Here is a 16,551-nt window from a genome sequence, read left to right as displayed (position 1 = left end):
CACTGCGCGGTTGCGATAGGAGATGAACCATCATGAAGTTTTCGTTGTTCCTGCATATGGAGCGATACGACACGAGCACGTCGCATCGGGAACTGTTCGACCAAATGACGGAGCTCGTGCAACTTGCCGAGCGCGGCGGCTTCGAAACGGCGTGGATCGGCGAGCACCATGCGATGGAATTCACGATCGCGCCGAATCCGTTCGTCAATCTGTCGTACCTCGCCGCGAAGACAGAGCGCATTCGCCTTGGCACCGGCACCGTGATCGCGCCGTTCTGGCATCCGATCGCACTGGCCGGCGAAGCGGGCATGGTCGACGTGGCCAGTAACGGCCGGCTCGATCTCGGCATCGCGCGCGGCGCTTATTCGTTCGAGTACGAGCGCCTATTGCCGGGGCTCGATGCGATGAGCGCGGGCGCGCGGATGCGCGAACTCGTGCCGGCGCTGCGTCGACTCTTCAAGGGCGATTACGCGCACCAGGGCGAGTTTTGGTCTTGGCCTGCCTCGACGCCGGTGCCGCGCCCGATCCAGCTGCCGCATCCGCCGATGTGGCTCGCCGCGCGCGATCCGAATTCGCATGCGTTCGCCGTCGCCAACGGCTGCAACGTGCAGGTGACGTCGCTGGCCGCGGGCGATGCGGAAGTGGCGAGTCTCATGGAGCGCTTCAACGCCGCATGCGCCGCCAATCCGCAAGTGCCGCGGCCCGAGGTGATGATGCTGATGCATACGTTCGTCGGCGCGAACGCAACGGAAGTCGATGCCGCAGTCGAAGATCTTGCACGCTTTTATCGCTACTTCAGCAAGTGGTTCAAGAACGAACGCCCGATCGAGCAAGGGTTCATCGAGCCGCTCACCGATGCCGACGTCGACATGTTCCCGCAGTACTCGCCCGAGAACATTCGCAAGAACCTCGTCATCGGCGAGCCGAAGCAGGTCATCGAACGCTTGAAGCGCTACGAAGAACTGGGCTACGACCAGTACAGCTTCTGGCTCGATAGCCATATGAGCTACGAGCGCAAGCGCAGATCGGTCGAGCTGTTCATCGCCGAAGTGATGCCGGCGTTCGCCAAGCGTTGACATCGACATCGACATCGAGGCTTTCGGCTAATTTCACGCAGGGAGCGGCTGCAAATGTTGCAACGATTTCAGCAGTACATCGACGGTGCGTTCGAACATGCCGCCAGCGAATTCGACAGTGTCGATCCGTCCAACGGCGCGGTGTGGGCGCGCATGCCGGCCGCCGGCGCGGACGACGTCGACCGTGCGGTGCGCGCGGCGCATCGCGCATTGAGTGAGCCGGGGTGGGCCGATCTTACCGCCAGCGCGCGCGGCAAGCTGTTGTATCGGCTCGCCGAATTGATCGAACGCGATGCGCCGCGTCTTGCCGAACTCGAAACGCGGGATACGGGCAAGATCATCCGCGAAACCCGCAGTCAGATCGGTTATGTCGCCGAGTATTACCGCTATTACGCCGGTGTCGCGGACAAGATTCAAGGCGCATGGCTGCCCGTCGACAAGCCTGATATGGAAGTGACGTTGCGGCGCGAACCGGTGGGCGTCGTCGCGGCCATCGTGCCGTGGAACTCGCAGCTATTTCTGTCGGCCGTGAAAGTCGGCCCCGCACTCGCCGCAGGCTGCACGGTCGTGCTCAAGGCGTCCGAAGATGGCCCCGCGCCTTTGCTCGAATTCGCGCGCCTCGTGCATGAAGCCGGCTTTCCGAAAGGCGTCGTCAATATCGTGACGGGCAACGGCCACGATTGCGGCCGCGTGTTGACGAGTCATCCGCTCATCTCGCGCATCGCATTCACGGGTGGCCCGGAGACGGCGCGTCACGTCGTGCGCAACTCGGCCGAGAACCTCGCGGCGATGTCGCTCGAACTCGGAGGCAAGTCGCCCGTGGTCGTTTTCGACGACGCCGATATCGAAAGCACCTGCAATGCCGTGATCGCAGGGATATTCGCGGCGACGGGCCAAAGCTGCGTCGCCGGCTCGCGTCTCATCGTGCAGCGCGGTATTCATGATGGGCTTTTAGCGCGCTTGATCGCGCGGGCGCGCGCGATCCGCATCGGCGATCCCCAAGACACGGCAACCGAAATGGGGCCGCTCGCGACCCGGCGCCAACTGGAGCATATCCAGCGCGTATTGGCCGCAAGCATCGAAGCGGGCGGCCGCGTCGTCACCGGCGGATCGCAGCCGGAAGGATCGGTGGCGGGCCACTACTTCCTTCCCACGATCGTCGATTGTCCGAACGCAAAAGTACCCAGCGTGATGGAGGAATTGTTCGGACCGGTGCTCAGTGTCGTTACGTTCGATACGGAGGCCGACGCCGTCGCGCTCGCGAACGATACGAAATATGGTCTTGCTTCGGGTGTGTTCACGCGCGATTTGACGCGTGCGCATCGGCTTACGCGTGCGCTGCACGCCGGCATCGTCTGGGTCAATACCTATCGAGCCGTGTCGCCGATCGTGCCGTTCGGCGGCTATGGCTTGAGCGGTCTTGGCCGTGAAGGCGGCCTCGAGGCCGTGCTCGAGTACACGCGGACCAAGTCCGTCTGGATTCGCACGTCGGACGAGCCCATCGCCGATCCGTTCGTGATGCGTTGAGCAAACGAAGCTCAGGCATCGAAGGCGAATCATTCACGCAGGCGCTCGCAGAGAAGGGGAATCGGCATGTTCTACGAAATTCGCACGTACCGCATCAAGACGGGCGCGGTGCCCGCCTATCTGAAGCTCGTGGAGGAGGAAGGCATCGCGCTGCAGAAGCGGTACTTGGGCCAATTGGTTGGGTACTTTCACTCGGAAATCGGCCCGTTGAACCAGATCGTTCATATCTGGGCCTATCCGAGCTTGGACGAACGCGAGCGCCGACGCGCGGCGCTCGCCGAAGACCCGGCTTGGCGAATCTTCGCACCGAAGATTCAAGCGCTGATGGAAGAGATGGAGAACAAGATCATGAGGCCGGCTGCTTTCTCGCCGCTCAAATGAATCCGGGGCAATGCGTTCGCTGCGATCGCGGCGCGGTGATTGAAAAGCTATCTAGGAGACGAAGCATGAACGGCAGAGGCATTTTTCGGAAGGCAGCGCTGATTGGAATATGCGCAACGGCGTTGGCGTCAGCCGGCGCGCAAGCGGCGGATTCGATCGTCTTTACGAGTTGGGGCGGCACGACGCAATCGTCGCAGGACAAGGACTGGGCCAAGCCTTTCACGAAGGCGACGGGCATCAACGTGATGATGGACGGCCCGACCGACTACGGCAAGCTCAAGGCGATGGTCGACAGCGGCAACGTGACCTGGGACGTCGTCGACGTCGAAGGCGATTTCGCCTATGCCGCGCAAAAGGCCGGGCTGATCGAGCCGATCGACTATTCGGTCGTCAAGAAGGACGAGCTCGATCCGCGGTTTGCATCGGCCGATGCGGTCGGCAGCTTCTACTACTCGTTCGTCCTCGGGTTCAACAAGTCGTCGTTCAAGGGCGCGCAGCCCTCGAGCTGGGGCGATCTGTTCGATACGAAGCGTTTCCCCGGTAAGCGCACGCTCTATAAATGGTCGGCGCCCGGCGTGTTGGAAATCGCGCTGTTGGCCGACGGTGTGCCGCCCAACAAGCTCTATCCGCTCGATCTCGATCGAGCGTTCAAAAAGCTGGACACGATCAAAAGCGACATCGTTTGGTGGAGCGGCGGCGCGCAATCGCAGCAGTTGCTCGCATCGGGCGAAGCGCCGATCGGCATGTTCTGGAATGGACGTCTGCATGCGCTCGAACAGACGGGCGTGCCCGTCGGCATCTCTTGGACGCAAAACCTGACGGCTGCCGACATGCTCGTGATTCCTAAGGGGGCCAAGCATCGTGCCGAAGCGATGAAGTATCTCGCCGCGGCAACGAGTGCCGACGCGCAGGCGAAGTTCGCCGCGGATACGGGGTATGCGCCGATCAACGTGAAATCGCCGTCGTTGATGCCGGCCGCCGTCGCCAAAACGCTGCCCGATCAGTACAAGTCGTCCCAGATCAACCTCGACATGAAGTATTGGGCGGAACATCGCGACGAGATTGCGAAGCGCTGGTACGCCTGGCAATCGAAGTAAGCCTTTCGCGAGGCTGTGGGCCGTCGCATCCCCGATGGCCCCGTGCTGCACCGTTCGTATCGGGAGTCACCATGCCTAACGTAATGAGTTCCGTCGCGCATCCGGCGGCGCGGCTACCGCGTCGCCGGCGCGATTGGCGCAGTTTGCGGCTGCTCGCGCCGGCGTTGTTGCTGCTTACGGTCTTCTTTCTGCTGCCCGTGCTGTCGTTGCTTTTGCGCAGCGTGCTCGAGCCTGCGCCGGGCTTGCAGAACTATGCGCAACTGCTCGGTTCGACGACGTATTTGCGCGTCTTCGGCAATACGTTTCTCGTGGCCACTGTCGTGACGGCGGTGACCGTCGCGATCGGCTTTCCGACGGCGTGGCTGCTCGCGATCGCACCGCGCAAGGTGAGTTCGCTGTTGTTCGCCATTTTGCTGCTGTCGATGTGGACCAATTTGCTGGCGCGCACGTTCGCCTGGATGGTGCTGCTGCAAGCGACCGGACCGATCAACCGGTTGCTGATGGCGCTCGGCCTCATTCACGAGCCGCTGGCGCTCGTCAACAACCTCATCGGTGTGACGATCGGCATGACTTACATCATGCTGCCGTTCCTCGTCATGCCGCTGCATGCGACGTTGCGCAGCATCGACGCGTCGACGCTGCGGGCGGCGGCGATCTGCGGGGCGAGCCGCTGGCAAGCGTTCTGGCGTGTGCTGGTACCGCTCGCGATGCCCGGCATCGCTTCAGGGGCGCTGATGGTATTCGTCATGGCGCTCGGCTATTTCGTCACGCCGGCGCTGCTGGGTGGCCCTTCGTACATGATGCTTGCCGAACTGATCGCGCAGCTCGTGCAGGAACTGTTGAATTGGGGCCTCGCGGGTGCGGCCGCATTCGTGCTGCTGGCCGTGACGCTGTCGTTGTACGCACTGCAACTTCGATTCACCGGCGGTGCGCGCGCAAGTTTAGGAGGTAGTTGAGATGGAACAGCCCCCACGCTCACTTATGTTCGCTGCCCCCCGGCCCGGCAGGAGGCCAACATGCTTCTAGACTTCGACCGCCTAGGCGCGCTGCGCTGGGCGCTGATGACGGTGGGCGGTGCCGTCGCACTGTTCCTGCTGCTGCCGATCGCGTTCATCGTCGCGCTTTCGTTCGGCGATTCGCAATGGCTGATTTTTCCGCCGCCGGGCTGGACGCTTCAATGGTATCGCCAGCTCTTCACGGACCCAGGCTGGCTCGACTCGCTGTTGACGAGCACCGAGCTCGCACTGATCGTCACGTTCTTCTCGGTCCTGATCGGTCTGCTCGCCTCGCTCGCTCTCGTGCGCGGCAAGTTCCGCGGGCGTGGCGCGGTGCAGGCGTTCTTCCTGACGCCGATGGTGTTGCCCGTCGTCGTGCTCGCGGTCGCGTTGTACGCCTTTACGTTACGCATCGGCCTGAACGGCACGATGGTGGGTTTCGTGATCGGCCATCTGATCATCGCGCTGCCGTTTTCGATCATTTCCATCAGCAACTCGCTCGTGAGTTTCGATACGGCGCTCGAAGATGCCGCACTCGTTTGCGGCGCATCCCCGCTAGAAGTGAAGCTACGCGTGACACTGCCCGCGATCAGGCTCGGTCTCTTCGCGGCAGCCATCTTCTCGTTCCTCGCGTCGTGGGACGAGGTCGTGGTGTCGATCTTCATGGCGAGCCCGACGTTGCAAACGCTGCCGGTGCGGATTTGGACGACCCTGCGGCAAGACTTGACGCCGGTGGTCGCGGCAGCGTCCTCGCTGCTCGTGGGCTTGACGACGGTATTGATGGTGGCGGGCGCGCTCTTGCGTCGCGCCCGATGAAAGAGGTGAATCAGCCATGACTGCTGCATTTCTGCAAATTCAGCGCTTGCGCAAGACGTACGACGACGTCGTTGCGATCGATCAGGTCTCGTTGGACGTGCGCAAGGGGGAATTCATGACGTTCCTCGGGCCGTCCGGTTCGGGCAAGAGCACGACGCTCTACATCGTCGCGGGCTTCCAAGAACCGACCGAAGGACGCGTTTTGCTCGACGGCAAGCCGCTGCTCTCGGTGGCGCCGAACAAGCGCAACATCGGCATGGTGTTTCAGCGCTACACGCTGTTTCCGCACCTGAGCGTCGGCGAAAACGTCGCCTTTCCGCTTCGCGTGCGCCGACGTCCCGATGCGGAGATCAAGGCGAAGGTCGACCAGATGTTGGCGCTCGTGCATCTGGCCGAGTGCCGCGATCGAATGCCGGCCCAGTTGTCGGGCGGCCAGCAGCAGCGCGTCGCCATTGCGCGAGCGCTCGCCTACGATCCGCCCGTGTTGCTGATGGACGAACCGCTCTCCGCGCTGGACAAGAAGCTGCGCGAGGAGATTCAGCTCGAGCTGCGCCGCATCCATCAGGAGACGGGCGTGACGATCCTGTACGTGACGCACGATCAGGAAGAGGCGCTGCGCCTGTCGGATCGCATCGCCGTGTTCAACAAGGGCAGCATCGAGCAGGTCGGCACCGGCGAAGAGCTGTATGCCAACCCGGCCTCGCGCTTCGTGGCGAGCTTCATCGGCAATTCGAATTTCCTGCCGGTGAAAGTCACCGCGAACGGCGAGGGCGGCATGAGCGGCATCTTTCCGAACGGCCATGCCGTTGCGGCCGCGGCTCAAGGTCCCGCATTGACGGCAGGCGACGCCGGCGCGCTGATGATTCGTCCCGAGCAGATGCGCATTCGCGCATTGCAGAGCGCGAACGGCGAGACGGGATTGCCCGTCACCGTGCGCGACATCACGTATCTCGGCGATGCGATGCATTACGCGGTAGCCACGCCGTGGCAGCAGGAAATTTCGATTCGAATGCCGGCGGCCCAACGCCATGACAGCGGGCTGTCGATCGGGACGCAAGCATTCGTCGAATGGGATGCGCGCGACGTGCGATTGTTCGCCGGGGCGTGAAGAGATCGATATGAGCGACGCACAGCCCTCCCTGAAAGTCGAGCGCCGTACGACGACGCTGCGCGAACTCGCATTGGAGAAGGTGCGCACAGCCATTCTCGACGCGCATTTCCTGCCCGGCGAACGCCTCGTCGAGCGTTCCCTGTGCGAGGGGCTCGGCGTGAGCCGCACCGTGGTGCGCGAGGTGCTGCGGCACCTCGAGGCGGAAGGACTCGTCGATTCGATTCCGAACCAAGGGCCGATCGTCGCCGTGATCGATGCGCAAACGGCTGCGCAAATCTACGAGATCCGCGCCTTGCTCGAAGGGGACGCCGCGATGGCTTGCGCGCAGCATGCAGGCGAAGCCGTCGTGTCGCGGCTTGCCGAGTGCATCGCACGCATCGAGCGCGCGTTCGACGAGCGTGATCACCAGGCTGTCCGGGAATGGACGACGACGTTCTACGAGGGGATGTTCCATGGCGGAGACCGGAACGTCGCTTGGGAAATCGTCCAGACGCTGAACGCGCGAATCAACCGGCTACGCGCGATGACGATCGCGTCCGAGGATCGCGGCCGGCAAGCCGTCGCTGAAATGAACCTGATACTCGAGGCGATCCGCTGCCGCGACCCGAGGCGCGCCCGCGATGCGGCGACGGCCCACGTGGCGCGTGTGGCTGTGATCGCCGGGCAGCTATTGCAGCCCGGTCGCGAGCACCAGACATCGAACGTGCCGAGGCCGCCGAGTGAACCGAGTGAGCCGAACGAATCGGCAGGCTATGCGACGTTCTGAAGTTCAAAATTTTCACTGAAGCAAAGACCTTTCATGGATCTCGAGCAAGCATTGAAGGACCCCTCGTTATTGAGGCACCATGCCTATATCGGCGGCGAATGGCGAGCTGCCGAATCGGGCGCAACATTGGAAGTTTTCGACTCGGCCACCGCCGAATACGGAATGGTGGGGATCAACACGGGGCTTATTTCCAACGAAGTCGCGCCGTTCGGCGGGGTCAAGCAATCGGGGCTCGGCCGGGAGGGGTCGCATTACGGCATCGACGACTATGTCGTGATCAAGTATTTGTGCCTCGCCGTTTGACTGCCGGGAGGCGGCAGACATTGCGTGATGTGGGTGGCAGTTCGCAGTGGCGTTGCAAGTGGAACTAGAAAAAACCGATTGAGGATTTGGAGACTTCAATGAAATTAGACCGTGGAAATAAATTCGTACTCCTAAGTAGCATTTTCGCCGGATGCTTTCTTCCCGGCATTGCTGCCGCGCAATCGTCGGTGACGCTCTACGGCGTGATCGATGAAGGCATTGATTACGTCAACAATAGCGGCGGCCAACATTTGGTGCGGATGCGCGACGGCACCTACGACGGCATGTACGGCAGCCGCTGGGGCCTGAAGGGCAGCGAGGATCTGGGCGGCGGCTTGAGCGCGATCTTCAAGCTCGAAGCCGGATTCAGTCTCGAAAACGGGCAGATGCGTCAAGGCGGCAGGGAGTTCGGACGTCAGGCATACATCGGCCTTTCGAAAATAAACCTCGGAACCGTGACCTTGGGGCGCCAGTACGACTCCGTCGTCGATTACGTTCAGCCCGTGACGGCCGTGGGCAAATTCGGCGGGCCGTTCGTACGCGGCGGCGACATCGACAACACGGACAACTCGTTCCGCGTCGACAACGCCGTCAAATACGCGAGCCCGTCGATCGGCGGCTTCACGTTCGGCGGCATGTATTCATTCACGAATTCGAACGCGCCCGGCGTAGGCACCACCGGCATGTGGAGTCTGGGCGCGGCCTATTCGCACGGCGGGTTCAATGCGGGCGCGGCCTATTTCTACGCGAAGAATCCGGCGGCCCGTTTCGCGGACGGCGACTTCATCGGCAATACCACCGGTTCGGCCATCGGCGCGAGCGGACCGTTCAGCTATGTAGGCAATCCCCACAACGAGCGCATCATGGGTATCGGCGCGGACTATGCCTTCGGACCGGCCACGGTGGGTGCCGATTACACGAACACGAAGTTCGAGGATGCGAACGGCACGACGAGTTCGGTGACGTTCAGCAACTACGAGGTGTGGGGGCAGTACAAGGTCACGCCGGCCGCGACGCTCGGCGCGGCCTATGCCTATACCGACGGCAAGGCTGACTACAACGGGGCGAAGCCGAAATACCACCAAGTCTCGCTGATGGGCAGCTATGCCGTGTCCAAGCGGACGTCGTTCTACGCGATGGCAGGCCTCCAGCAGGCGGCCGGCGATGCCAACAGAGCCGATATCTTCGACTTCTCGATCGCCGACGCATCCACGACCAACCGCCAATTGATGTTCCGACTCGGCATGCTGCATCAGTTCTAAAACGACGCGGCCGATAGTGCCGCTGCTCTTCAGTTCCGGCTCAAAGCACATTCAACATCGCGACGGCCGCTTCCTGTAGAGCGGGCAACACGCGCTTCAACGCGGCATCGGCGCTTTCGTTCTTGATCGGCATGTTCGTGCTGAGCGCGGCGACGACCTCGCCGTGCCGATTTCTGAGCGGAACGGCGATGCCGCGCACGCCGACTTGCAACTGCTGCTCGACCAACACATATCCATCGGCGCGGGCCTGCTCGATCTTTTCCAAAAGGCGCGTCTTGCTCGTCAGCGTGTGCGGTGTATAGGGTGCAAGCTCGACGTTTTTGAGCCAGGTGGAGACGGCGTCCTGATCTTGCTTGTAAGCGAGCAGTACGACGCCCGGCGAAATCAGCGGCGCCGGCACGCGCGCGCCTAGCACGAACCCCGTGGTCATGACGCGCGAAACGCCGTTTCGCGCGATCACGACGAGTTCCCAGTCGTCGAGCACACTGACGTACACCGATTCGTTGATCGATGCGCTGATCTGCTGCAGGTACGGCTGAACGGTCCGCGGTAGCCGGGCCGAATCGAAGTAGGACCATCCGACGCGCAGCACGCGCGGCGTCAGGCCGAACAGCCGCCCGTCCGTGTAGACGTAGCCGAGCGATTCGAGCGTCAACAAGTAACGGCGCGCTGCGGTGCGCGACAACCCGGTGCGCGCCGCAGCTTGCGTAGGCGTCATGCGCGAGTGCTCGTTGTCGAACGCCTCGAGGATCGCAAGCCCCTTTTCCAGACCTGCGATCCAATCGCGCTTGTCGAGGGAAGGCTTATTCATGTCGATTTCGGTTTCATTTTCGCCTTCGCTTTCACCTTCACCTCCACCTTCGCTTGCCGCTGCCGCCGCCCAATCCGGGAGACACGAACGAGGCGGCTCGCCGGTGGGTCATTCCGGTTTGATTCGCATGCCGACGACGAGCGAAAGCAGGCAGCCGATCGCCAGATAGCCCGCCACGAGATGCCACGAGCCGCCGGCGAAGCTCGTGAGCGCCACGGCGATGAACGGGGTGAAGCCGCCGCCCACCACGCTCGCGAATTGGTATCCGACGCCTGCGCCGCTATAGCGATACTCGGCACCGAACAGTTCGGTGAAGAGCGGCTGCTGCACGCTGACGACCATGTCGTGCGCGATGTTCGCCAACATGACCGAGAACACGACGATCCAAACCGTCGCGCGCGCTTCGAGCGCGATGAAGAACGGCACCGCGCACGCGAGACCGATCGCGGCACCGGTGACATAGATCCGCTTGAGACCGAAGCGGTCCGCGAGCCAGGCGAAGCAGGGGATCGTCAGGCAACTGATTGTGCCGACGAGCAGCCCGATATTGAGGAACAAATCGCGCGACATGCCGAGGTTGGTCGTCGAATAGCTCAGTGCGAACGCCGTCACGATGTACATGGAGAACAATTCGGCGAGCCGCAATGCGACGATGTACGCGAACGCTTTCGGATGACGAGTGAGCGCTTCGATCACGGGAAGCTTGACCTTGCGATGCTGATGCTCGACTTTCTCGACGAACTCCCGCGATTCGTCCATGCTCGCACGAACCCAGAGACCGATCGCGACGAGGACCACGCTGAACACGAACGGCACGCGCCATCCCCACGAGCGGAACGCGGCGTCGCCGAGCCCATGGCTCAGCGCCGAGACGAAGCCCGTGGCGAGTACGAGGCCGACGCCGTAGCCCACCTGCACGCCGCTGCTATAGAACGCTTTGTTGCCGCGCGGCGCGCTCTCGACCGCCATCAGCGCGGCACCGCCCCATTCGCCGCCCACGGCGAAGCCTTGTATCGCGCGCATCGTCACGAGCAGGACGGGCGCCCACCAGCCGATCGTCGAGAACGTGGGCAACAGGCCGATCGCGGCGGTTGAAAGACCCATCAGCATCACCGTCAGCACGAGCATGCGCTTGCGCCCGAGCCGGTCGCCATAGTGGCCGAACACGATGCCGCCCAACGGGCGAAACAGAAAGCCGACGCCGAACGTCGCGAACGCGGCCAGCGTGCCCATCGTCGGACTGATTTTCGGAAAGAAGGCGGCGTTGAAGACGAGTGCGGCCACGATGCCGTAGAGCAGGAAATCGTACCAGTCGACGACGGCGCCGACGAAGCTGCCGATGGCGGCTCGCTGAGCCTGCGTCTTCGGCTGGAGATGGCCCGCTGCGGTCGCGGTGTCGAGGTGAGGGGTCATGCTGCGTCTCCTACTGTGTTGTACCGTCATGGGTATCGTTGGGTATCGTTTGGTAGCGTCGTATGGCTGGGCATCGCCGACCGGCCGGCATTCGGCGGTCCGCATGGCGCAAGTCAGTGATGGCAGCATAGGGCGGCCATCGTCCTGCCCGCAATGCGCTCTGCGCGCGTCCGGCGCGATGATCGCGCAAATGTGTGCGATCATCGCACGGATTCCGGGTTTGCCCCGACGCCGTTCGATGGGGCGAGCCCCTCGCTTGCCTGCCCCAGAATGAACGGTTTGGTTAAAATTACGGCACAGTCGAGTTGCCCGGAGAGATTCGCATGTGCCCCGTCGCTTCACTTTCCGCCGATGCTTCCGCGCCGGCCACCGGCCCGCTCAATCCGCTCGGCTTGGCCGGCCTCGAATTCGTCGAATTTGCCGCGCGTGCGCCGGACGAGCTCGGCCGCCGGTTCGAGCAGCTCGGGTTCAAGGCGATTGGGCGGCACGTGAGCAAGGCGGTGACGCTCTACCGGCAAGGCGACATGAATTTTCTCGTGAACGGCGAGCCGGATTCGTTCGCGGCGCGGTACGCGCAAGAATACGGAATGGGCGTGTGTGCGCTCGGCATGCGCGTCGAACAGGCCTCGCGGGCGTTCAAACGCGCGATCGACCTGGGCGCTTGGCCGTTCGAAGGCGAGCGCACGGGGGCATCCGAGCTGAAAATCCCGGCCATCCAAGGAATCGGCGATTCGCACATCTACTTCGTCGATCGGTGGCGCGGGCGCGGTGGCCTGCGCGGCGGCGTCGGCGACATCTCGATCTTCGACATCGACTTTCGGCCCATCGATATCGCGACGGCGCAGGCCGACCTGGCCCACACGGGCACGGGGCTGCGACGCGTCGATCACATGACGCAAACGGTCGGGGCGGGGCGCATGCAGGAGTGGCTCGACTTTTACCGGGACCTACTGCATTTCCGCGAAATCCATGAGGTCGATCCGGACGGTCACGTTTCGGCGGATTCGCGTGTGATGGTCTCGCCTGACGGCGAGGTGCGCATCCCGCTCTATGAGGAGGGGACGGCTCGCACCGAGCAGATGCACGCCTACTTGCCCGATCATCCCGGCGAAGGGGTGCAGCACATCGCGCTCGCGACCGACGACATTTTTGCGTGCGCCGACGCGCTCGCCGGCAAGGGCGTGGAGTTCATCGAGCCGCCGCGCGCCTACTACGATGGGATCGATGCCCGGCTGCCGGGCCACGGTGTCGACGTCGACGCGCTGCGCGCGCGCCGCATCTTGATCGACGGCGAAATCGGCGCCGACGGGGTGCCGCGGCTCTTCTTCCAAACGTTCGTCAAACGCCGGCCCGGCGAAATCTTTTTCGAAGTCGTGCAGCGCAGCGGCCATCACGGATTCGGCGAAGGCAATCTGGGCGCGTTGGCGAGCGCGCGCTCAGCCGCCGGCCGGCCGTGATTCGGCGGGATCAGTCGAGGTTCGAGACGAACCGCAAGATGGCATCGACGATCATTTCTCGATGCTTGGCGCGCAGGCGCGGATGGGACGGATCTCTCCCGAACGCCGTGCCGAACGTCGATCGGTTGCTGACGCGATGAAAACAGAACGAACTGATCATGAGGTGCAGGTCGATCGGATCGATGTCTTCCCGGAATTGTTCCGATGCGACGCCGCGCGTCAGTAAATCCTCGATCGTGGCGATGACGCTTGCGTTGCGGCTTCGAAACGTCTTCAACTGTTCGAGGTATTTCGCGCCGTGAATGTTCTCGATCGTCACGAGGCGAACGAAGTCGCGATGACGATCGTGATAATCGAACGTGAATTCGACGAGCCTGCGCATGCCTTCGACGGGCTCGAGCTCGCTGACGTGCAGCTCTTGTTCGAGCGCGCGGATATCGCCGTACACCTTTTCGAGCACCGCTTCGTACAGCCCTTCCTTGCTGCCGAAGTAGTAATAGAGCATGCGCTTCGTGGTGTGCGTGCGCTCGGCAATGGCGTCGACGCGCGCGCCGGCTAGACCCATCGCCGAGAACTCGGCCGTCGCCACGTCGAGTATGTTGCGCTTGGTCTCTTCCGGATCGTATTTGCGTGGTGCGTCGGTGCCGACGCGACCGCTACTCGCCGAGGCCGCCGGTCTTGCCATATCGTCTTGCGTTTCCAGAGTGAATGCGCGCGATTCTAGCATGGCGGTTTCGCTTCAAAACGTCCGCGGGGCGGGGCCCGCGGACGCAATGATCCGTCTGCGCCTTACAGTTCGATTCGCTTGATATCGCCGACGATGAAGATATACGAGGCCGCGCCGATCAAGGCGATGACGCCGATGAACGCGAGCGCCCAGACGAACGAGCCGGTTGCCCCCACGATCAGGCCGATGACGAGCGGCGTGATGATGCCGGCGAGATTGGCCGCGACGTTGAAAATCCCGCCCGTCAAGCCGAGCATGCCGTCCGGGGCGATGTCGGACACGAGCGTCCAGCCGAGCGCGGCCATGCCCTGGGCGAAGAAAGCGAGCGACAGAATGGCGATCACCGCGACGTTGCTCTGCACGAAGTTCGCAAGGACGATCGTCGACGCGAGCAGCAGGCCGGCAATGATCGGCAGCTTGCGCGCGATGTTAGCCGACTTGCCTTGGCGCAGCAGCCAATCCGAAAGCGCACCGCCGAACAGCACGCCGACCGATGCCGCGATGAAAGGCATGACCGCGAAGAAGCCGATCTTGAGCCATCCCATGTGGCGCTCCGTGGCCAGATAGGTCGGGAACCACGTCAAAAAGAACACGAGCGTCGAGTTGCCGGCGAATTGGCCGAGGCAAATGCCCGTGAGTTGGCGGTGCTTCAGCAGCCGGCCGATGTTGCGCCAATCGGTCTTGGGCGCTTTGTCCGCGCGCTCGCTCGGGCTGTGCCGCGTGAGGCCGCCTCCAGCCTCGATGTAGGCAAGTTCGGCGTCGTTGGCCGCCGGGTGGTCGAGCGGCTCGCGATAGAAGCGCCACCAGACGAGCCCGAACAGGACACCGGCGGCCCCGACCACATAGAACAGCGAGCGCCACCCGAACGCGCCCATCAGCGCGAACAGCAGTGGGCTGAAGAACGCGAGGCCGATGTACTCGCCAACGGTATAAGTCCCCGTCGCGAATGCGCGCTCCGTTTGCGGAAACCAGGTGGCGACGATGCGGCTGTTGGTCGGAAAGCACGGCGATTCGGTCACGCCGAGGCCGAGCCGGCAGGCGAAGAGAGCGCCAACGCCATTCACGAGTCCCTGAGCCAACGTGCACAGCGACCACAGCGTCATGGCCAGGAAGTAAGTCAACTTGCTGCCGAAGCGATCCAGAAACACGCCGCCTGGGATCTGCGAGACGACATAGCTCCATGAAAACGCGGAAAAGATCACCCCCATCAGCGCCGCATCGATGCCGAGCTCCTTCGTCAGTTGCGGTGCGGCAATGCCGAGCACCGTCCGATCGAGATAGTTGATCATCGTGCCCGCGGCCAAGAGGCCGAGGACCCGATAGCGGGCGCGTGAGCGCGGAACCGCTGACGATTGCGAAGCCGCTTGAAGCGGCGCCGTGCTCAGCGAGCGCGGGGAAATCGGAGGTGCCATGGTCTCGTGTCTCCTGTCGACCTCGATGGTCGAGTTGTTGAATGTGTGCCGCGCCGAACCCGAACTATTTCTCGAGCAGCGTCAGCAGATGGGCGAACATGCGGTCGGCATTGGGCTCTACGCCCGTGAAGATCCGAAAAGCGTCTACGGCTTGGTAGACGGCCATGCCGCCGCCGCTCAACGTGCGGCAGCCGACTCGTGCGGCCGCTTCGATGAGCGCGGTGCGGATCGGGAAATAAACGACGTCGGCGACCCAGAGCCCGCTGTGCAGCAACTCGGCGGGCAACGGCATGCCTGGAAGCTTGGCCATGCCCGTCGGCGTCGCGTGTATGAGGCCCGTGGCCTCGCGCATGGCGTCGGCGAGCGATCCTTCCGCGACGACCGTGGCCTCCGGAAAGCGCTGTTGCAACTGAGCCGCGAGCGATGCCGAGCGCGCCTGATCGACGTCGAACAGCGTCAGGCGCTGCGCGCCGAGGCTCAATGCGGCATCTGCAACCGCGGCGCCTGCGCCGCCGGCACCGAGTTGGACGACGCGCTCGAGCGACGCACCAGGCAGGCCTCGTTCAAACGAGCGCTTGAACCCAGACCAGTCCGTGTTGTAGCCGATTCGCTTGCCGTCTTTGAAAAGCACGGTATTCACGGCCCCCAACGCTTGCGCGTCGGAAGACATCTCGTCGAGCAGCGGAATCACCGCTTGTTTGCACGGGTAGGTGATGTTCAGACCGTCGAAGCCCATGCGCTGCGCAGCGACGAGCAATTCCGGCAATGCACCTGCATCGAGGCCGAGTGCCTCGAGATCGATGCGCCGATAGACGTAGGTAAGCCCTTGATGCCGAGCCTCTTGCTCGTGCATGGCTGGGCTCAGCGATCCCTGGATGCCCGCGCCGATCAGCCCGACGACGATTGAGCGCCCCCTTACATTCGATGCCGCGCTCATTGCGTGGCTTCCTTCTTGAGCAGCACCGCCATCCGTTCGAGCGCCAGCACATAGCCTTGCGTACCGCAGCCGACGATGATCGCCTCGGCCACGGGCGAAACGTACGAGTGATGCCGGAACGCCTCGCGCTTGTGCACGTTCGAGATGTGAACCTCGATCACGGGCTTGGCGATGGCGGACAGCGCGTCGGCCAGCGCGACCGAGGTATGCGTGTATCCGGCGGGATTGATCACGACGCCGTCGATGCGCTCGCGCGCCTCGTGCAGCCAATCGATCAATTGATGCTCGGCGTTCGACTGCTTGAAGTCGATCACGAGCCCGAGCCGCTGGCCGGCCTGCGCGCAGCGCTGGGCGACGTCGTCGAGCGTCTCGCGGCCGTAGATGGCCGGTTCCCGCGTGCCGAGCAAGTTGAGATTCGGCCCGTTCAGGACCAGCACCGAAGCAAACGTCATAAGAATGA

The 16,551-nt window shown here is 63.1% G+C and carries 16 protein-coding genes and 1 pseudogene; 11 read left to right on the top strand and 6 right to left on the bottom strand.

Annotated features, from left to right (window positions below):
• The first annotated feature begins 32 nt into the window (after nt 1-32).
• The 10 genes and pseudogenes from ACTHNZ_RS07055 (at nt 33) to ACTHNZ_RS07010 (ending at nt 9,334) form a co-directional block, all read left to right on the top strand.
• On the top strand, nt 33-1,076 hold the full coding sequence (locus tag ACTHNZ_RS07055; RefSeq protein ID WP_440541785.1) for an LLM class flavin-dependent oxidoreductase: 1,044 nt from the start codon (nt 33-35) through the stop codon (nt 1,074-1,076).
• A 54-nt stretch (nt 1,077-1,130) separates the two neighbouring features.
• Nucleotides 1,131-2,603 carry an aldehyde dehydrogenase gene (locus ACTHNZ_RS07050; protein ID WP_440541784.1) on the top strand — a complete coding sequence of 491 codons (1,473 nt, stop codon included), beginning with the start codon at nt 1,131-1,133 and terminating at the stop codon, nt 2,601-2,603.
• A gap of 66 nt (nt 2,604-2,669) precedes the next feature.
• Complete coding sequence (locus ACTHNZ_RS07045) at nt 2,670-2,984, top strand: NIPSNAP family protein (protein ID WP_440541783.1); 315 nt, start codon at nt 2,670-2,672, stop codon at nt 2,982-2,984.
• Between the two features lie 65 nt (nt 2,985-3,049).
• A complete protein-coding gene (locus tag ACTHNZ_RS07040) occupies nt 3,050-4,081 on the top strand; it encodes an ABC transporter substrate-binding protein (RefSeq protein WP_440541782.1) in 1,032 nt (343 codons plus the stop codon).
• 71 nt (nt 4,082-4,152) lie between these two features.
• The gene (locus ACTHNZ_RS07035) at nt 4,153-5,037 is read left to right on the top strand and encodes an ABC transporter permease (protein ID WP_440541781.1); all 885 of its coding nucleotides are present in this window, start codon (nt 4,153-4,155) and stop codon (nt 5,035-5,037) included.
• A 60-nt stretch (nt 5,038-5,097) separates the two neighbouring features.
• The gene (locus ACTHNZ_RS07030) at nt 5,098-5,892 is read left to right on the top strand and encodes an ABC transporter permease (RefSeq protein WP_440541780.1); all 795 of its coding nucleotides are present in this window, start codon (nt 5,098-5,100) and stop codon (nt 5,890-5,892) included.
• 16 nt (nt 5,893-5,908) lie between these two features.
• A complete protein-coding gene (locus ACTHNZ_RS07025; protein WP_440541779.1) occupies nt 5,909-7,000 on the top strand; it encodes an ABC transporter ATP-binding protein in 1,092 nt (363 codons plus the stop codon).
• A 10-nt stretch (nt 7,001-7,010) separates the two neighbouring features.
• Nucleotides 7,011-7,769: a GntR family transcriptional regulator gene (locus tag ACTHNZ_RS07020; protein WP_440541778.1), complete on the top strand. Its 759-nt coding sequence runs from the start codon at nt 7,011-7,013 to the stop codon at nt 7,767-7,769.
• A gap of 87 nt (nt 7,770-7,856) precedes the next feature.
• Nucleotides 7,857-8,072, top strand: a pseudogene (locus ACTHNZ_RS07015) (aldehyde dehydrogenase family protein); the annotation flags it as partial.
• Between the two features lie 98 nt (nt 8,073-8,170).
• On the top strand, nt 8,171-9,334 hold the full coding sequence (locus ACTHNZ_RS07010) for a porin (RefSeq protein WP_440541777.1): 1,164 nt from the start codon (nt 8,171-8,173) through the stop codon (nt 9,332-9,334).
• Nucleotides 9,335-9,374: 40 nt separating this feature from the next.
• Here the strand turns inward: ACTHNZ_RS07010 and ACTHNZ_RS07005 are convergent, their stop codons facing one another.
• Nucleotides 9,375-10,145 (bottom strand): IclR family transcriptional regulator domain-containing protein, encoded by a 771-nt coding sequence (locus ACTHNZ_RS07005; protein ID WP_440541776.1) that lies wholly within the window; start codon nt 10,143-10,145, stop codon nt 9,375-9,377.
• Nucleotides 10,146-10,253: 108 nt separating this feature from the next.
• A complete protein-coding gene (gene shiA / locus ACTHNZ_RS07000; RefSeq protein ID WP_440541775.1) occupies nt 10,254-11,558 on the bottom strand; it encodes a shikimate transporter in 1,305 nt (434 codons plus the stop codon).
• A 323-nt stretch (nt 11,559-11,881) separates the two neighbouring features.
• On the opposite strand from shiA, the gene ACTHNZ_RS06995 reads away from it, so the two are divergent.
• A complete protein-coding gene (locus ACTHNZ_RS06995; protein ID WP_440541774.1) occupies nt 11,882-13,015 on the top strand; it encodes a 4-hydroxyphenylpyruvate dioxygenase family protein in 1,134 nt (377 codons plus the stop codon).
• Nucleotides 13,016-13,025: 10 nt separating this feature from the next.
• On the opposite strand, the gene ACTHNZ_RS06990 is transcribed toward ACTHNZ_RS06995, so the two are convergent.
• The 4 genes from ACTHNZ_RS06990 to aroQ all read right to left on the bottom strand — a co-directional run bounded on the left by ACTHNZ_RS06990 (nt 13,026) and on the right by aroQ (nt 16,543).
• Nucleotides 13,026-13,700, bottom strand: a complete 675-nt coding sequence (locus tag ACTHNZ_RS06990) for a TetR family transcriptional regulator (protein WP_440541809.1) — start codon at nt 13,698-13,700, stop codon at nt 13,026-13,028.
• A gap of 104 nt (nt 13,701-13,804) precedes the next feature.
• The gene (locus tag ACTHNZ_RS06985) at nt 13,805-15,154 is read right to left on the bottom strand and encodes an MFS transporter (RefSeq protein WP_440541773.1); all 1,350 of its coding nucleotides are present in this window, start codon (nt 15,152-15,154) and stop codon (nt 13,805-13,807) included.
• Between the two features lie 64 nt (nt 15,155-15,218).
• Complete coding sequence (locus tag ACTHNZ_RS06980) at nt 15,219-16,091, bottom strand: shikimate dehydrogenase (RefSeq protein ID WP_440541772.1); 873 nt, start codon at nt 16,089-16,091, stop codon at nt 15,219-15,221.
• Entirely contained in the window at nt 16,088-16,543 is a 456-nt protein-coding gene (gene aroQ / locus ACTHNZ_RS06975) for a type II 3-dehydroquinate dehydratase (protein WP_440541771.1), read from the bottom strand. The genes ACTHNZ_RS06980 and aroQ overlap by 4 nt, the downstream gene beginning before the upstream one ends.
• Nucleotides 16,544-16,551 lie beyond the last annotated feature (8 nt).

Origin of the sequence: Trinickia sp. (assembly GCF_051953955.1) — a bacterium.
Classification (GTDB): Bacteria; Pseudomonadota; Gammaproteobacteria; order Burkholderiales; family Burkholderiaceae; genus Trinickia.
The sequence above is the reverse complement of the archived record's forward strand: the minus strand, read 5'-3'. Positions and strand labels throughout refer to the sequence as shown.

Coding starts and splice junctions, on each gene's coding strand:
- ACTHNZ_RS07005 (WP_440541776.1), bottom strand. CDS start 10,145: ATGAATAAGCCTTCCCTCGACAAGCGCGATTGGATCGCAGGTCTGGAA.
- ACTHNZ_RS07055 (WP_440541785.1), top strand. CDS start 33: ATGAAGTTTTCGTTGTTCCTGCATATGGAGCGATACGACACGAGCACG.
- ACTHNZ_RS07035 (WP_440541781.1), top strand. CDS start 4,153: ATGCCTAACGTAATGAGTTCCGTCGCGCATCCGGCGGCGCGGCTACCG.
- shiA (WP_440541775.1), bottom strand. CDS start 11,558: ATGACCCCTCACCTCGACACCGCGACCGCAGCGGGCCATCTCCAGCCG.
- ACTHNZ_RS07045 (WP_440541783.1), top strand. CDS start 2,670: ATGTTCTACGAAATTCGCACGTACCGCATCAAGACGGGCGCGGTGCCC.
- ACTHNZ_RS06990 (WP_440541809.1), bottom strand. CDS start 13,700: ATGGCAAGACCGGCGGCCTCGGCGAGTAGCGGTCGCGTCGGCACCGAC.
- ACTHNZ_RS07010 (WP_440541777.1), top strand. CDS start 8,171: ATGAAATTAGACCGTGGAAATAAATTCGTACTCCTAAGTAGCATTTTC.
- ACTHNZ_RS07050 (WP_440541784.1), top strand. CDS start 1,131: ATGTTGCAACGATTTCAGCAGTACATCGACGGTGCGTTCGAACATGCC.
- ACTHNZ_RS06995 (WP_440541774.1), top strand. CDS start 11,882: ATGTGCCCCGTCGCTTCACTTTCCGCCGATGCTTCCGCGCCGGCCACC.
- ACTHNZ_RS06980 (WP_440541772.1), bottom strand. CDS start 16,091: ATGAGCGCGGCATCGAATGTAAGGGGGCGCTCAATCGTCGTCGGGCTG.
- aroQ (WP_440541771.1), bottom strand. CDS start 16,543: ATGACGTTTGCTTCGGTGCTGGTCCTGAACGGGCCGAATCTCAACTTG.
- ACTHNZ_RS07040 (WP_440541782.1), top strand. CDS start 3,050: ATGAACGGCAGAGGCATTTTTCGGAAGGCAGCGCTGATTGGAATATGC.
- ACTHNZ_RS07025 (WP_440541779.1), top strand. CDS start 5,909: ATGACTGCTGCATTTCTGCAAATTCAGCGCTTGCGCAAGACGTACGAC.
- ACTHNZ_RS07020 (WP_440541778.1), top strand. CDS start 7,011: ATGAGCGACGCACAGCCCTCCCTGAAAGTCGAGCGCCGTACGACGACG.
- ACTHNZ_RS07030 (WP_440541780.1), top strand. CDS start 5,098: ATGCTTCTAGACTTCGACCGCCTAGGCGCGCTGCGCTGGGCGCTGATG.
- ACTHNZ_RS06985 (WP_440541773.1), bottom strand. CDS start 15,154: ATGGCACCTCCGATTTCCCCGCGCTCGCTGAGCACGGCGCCGCTTCAA.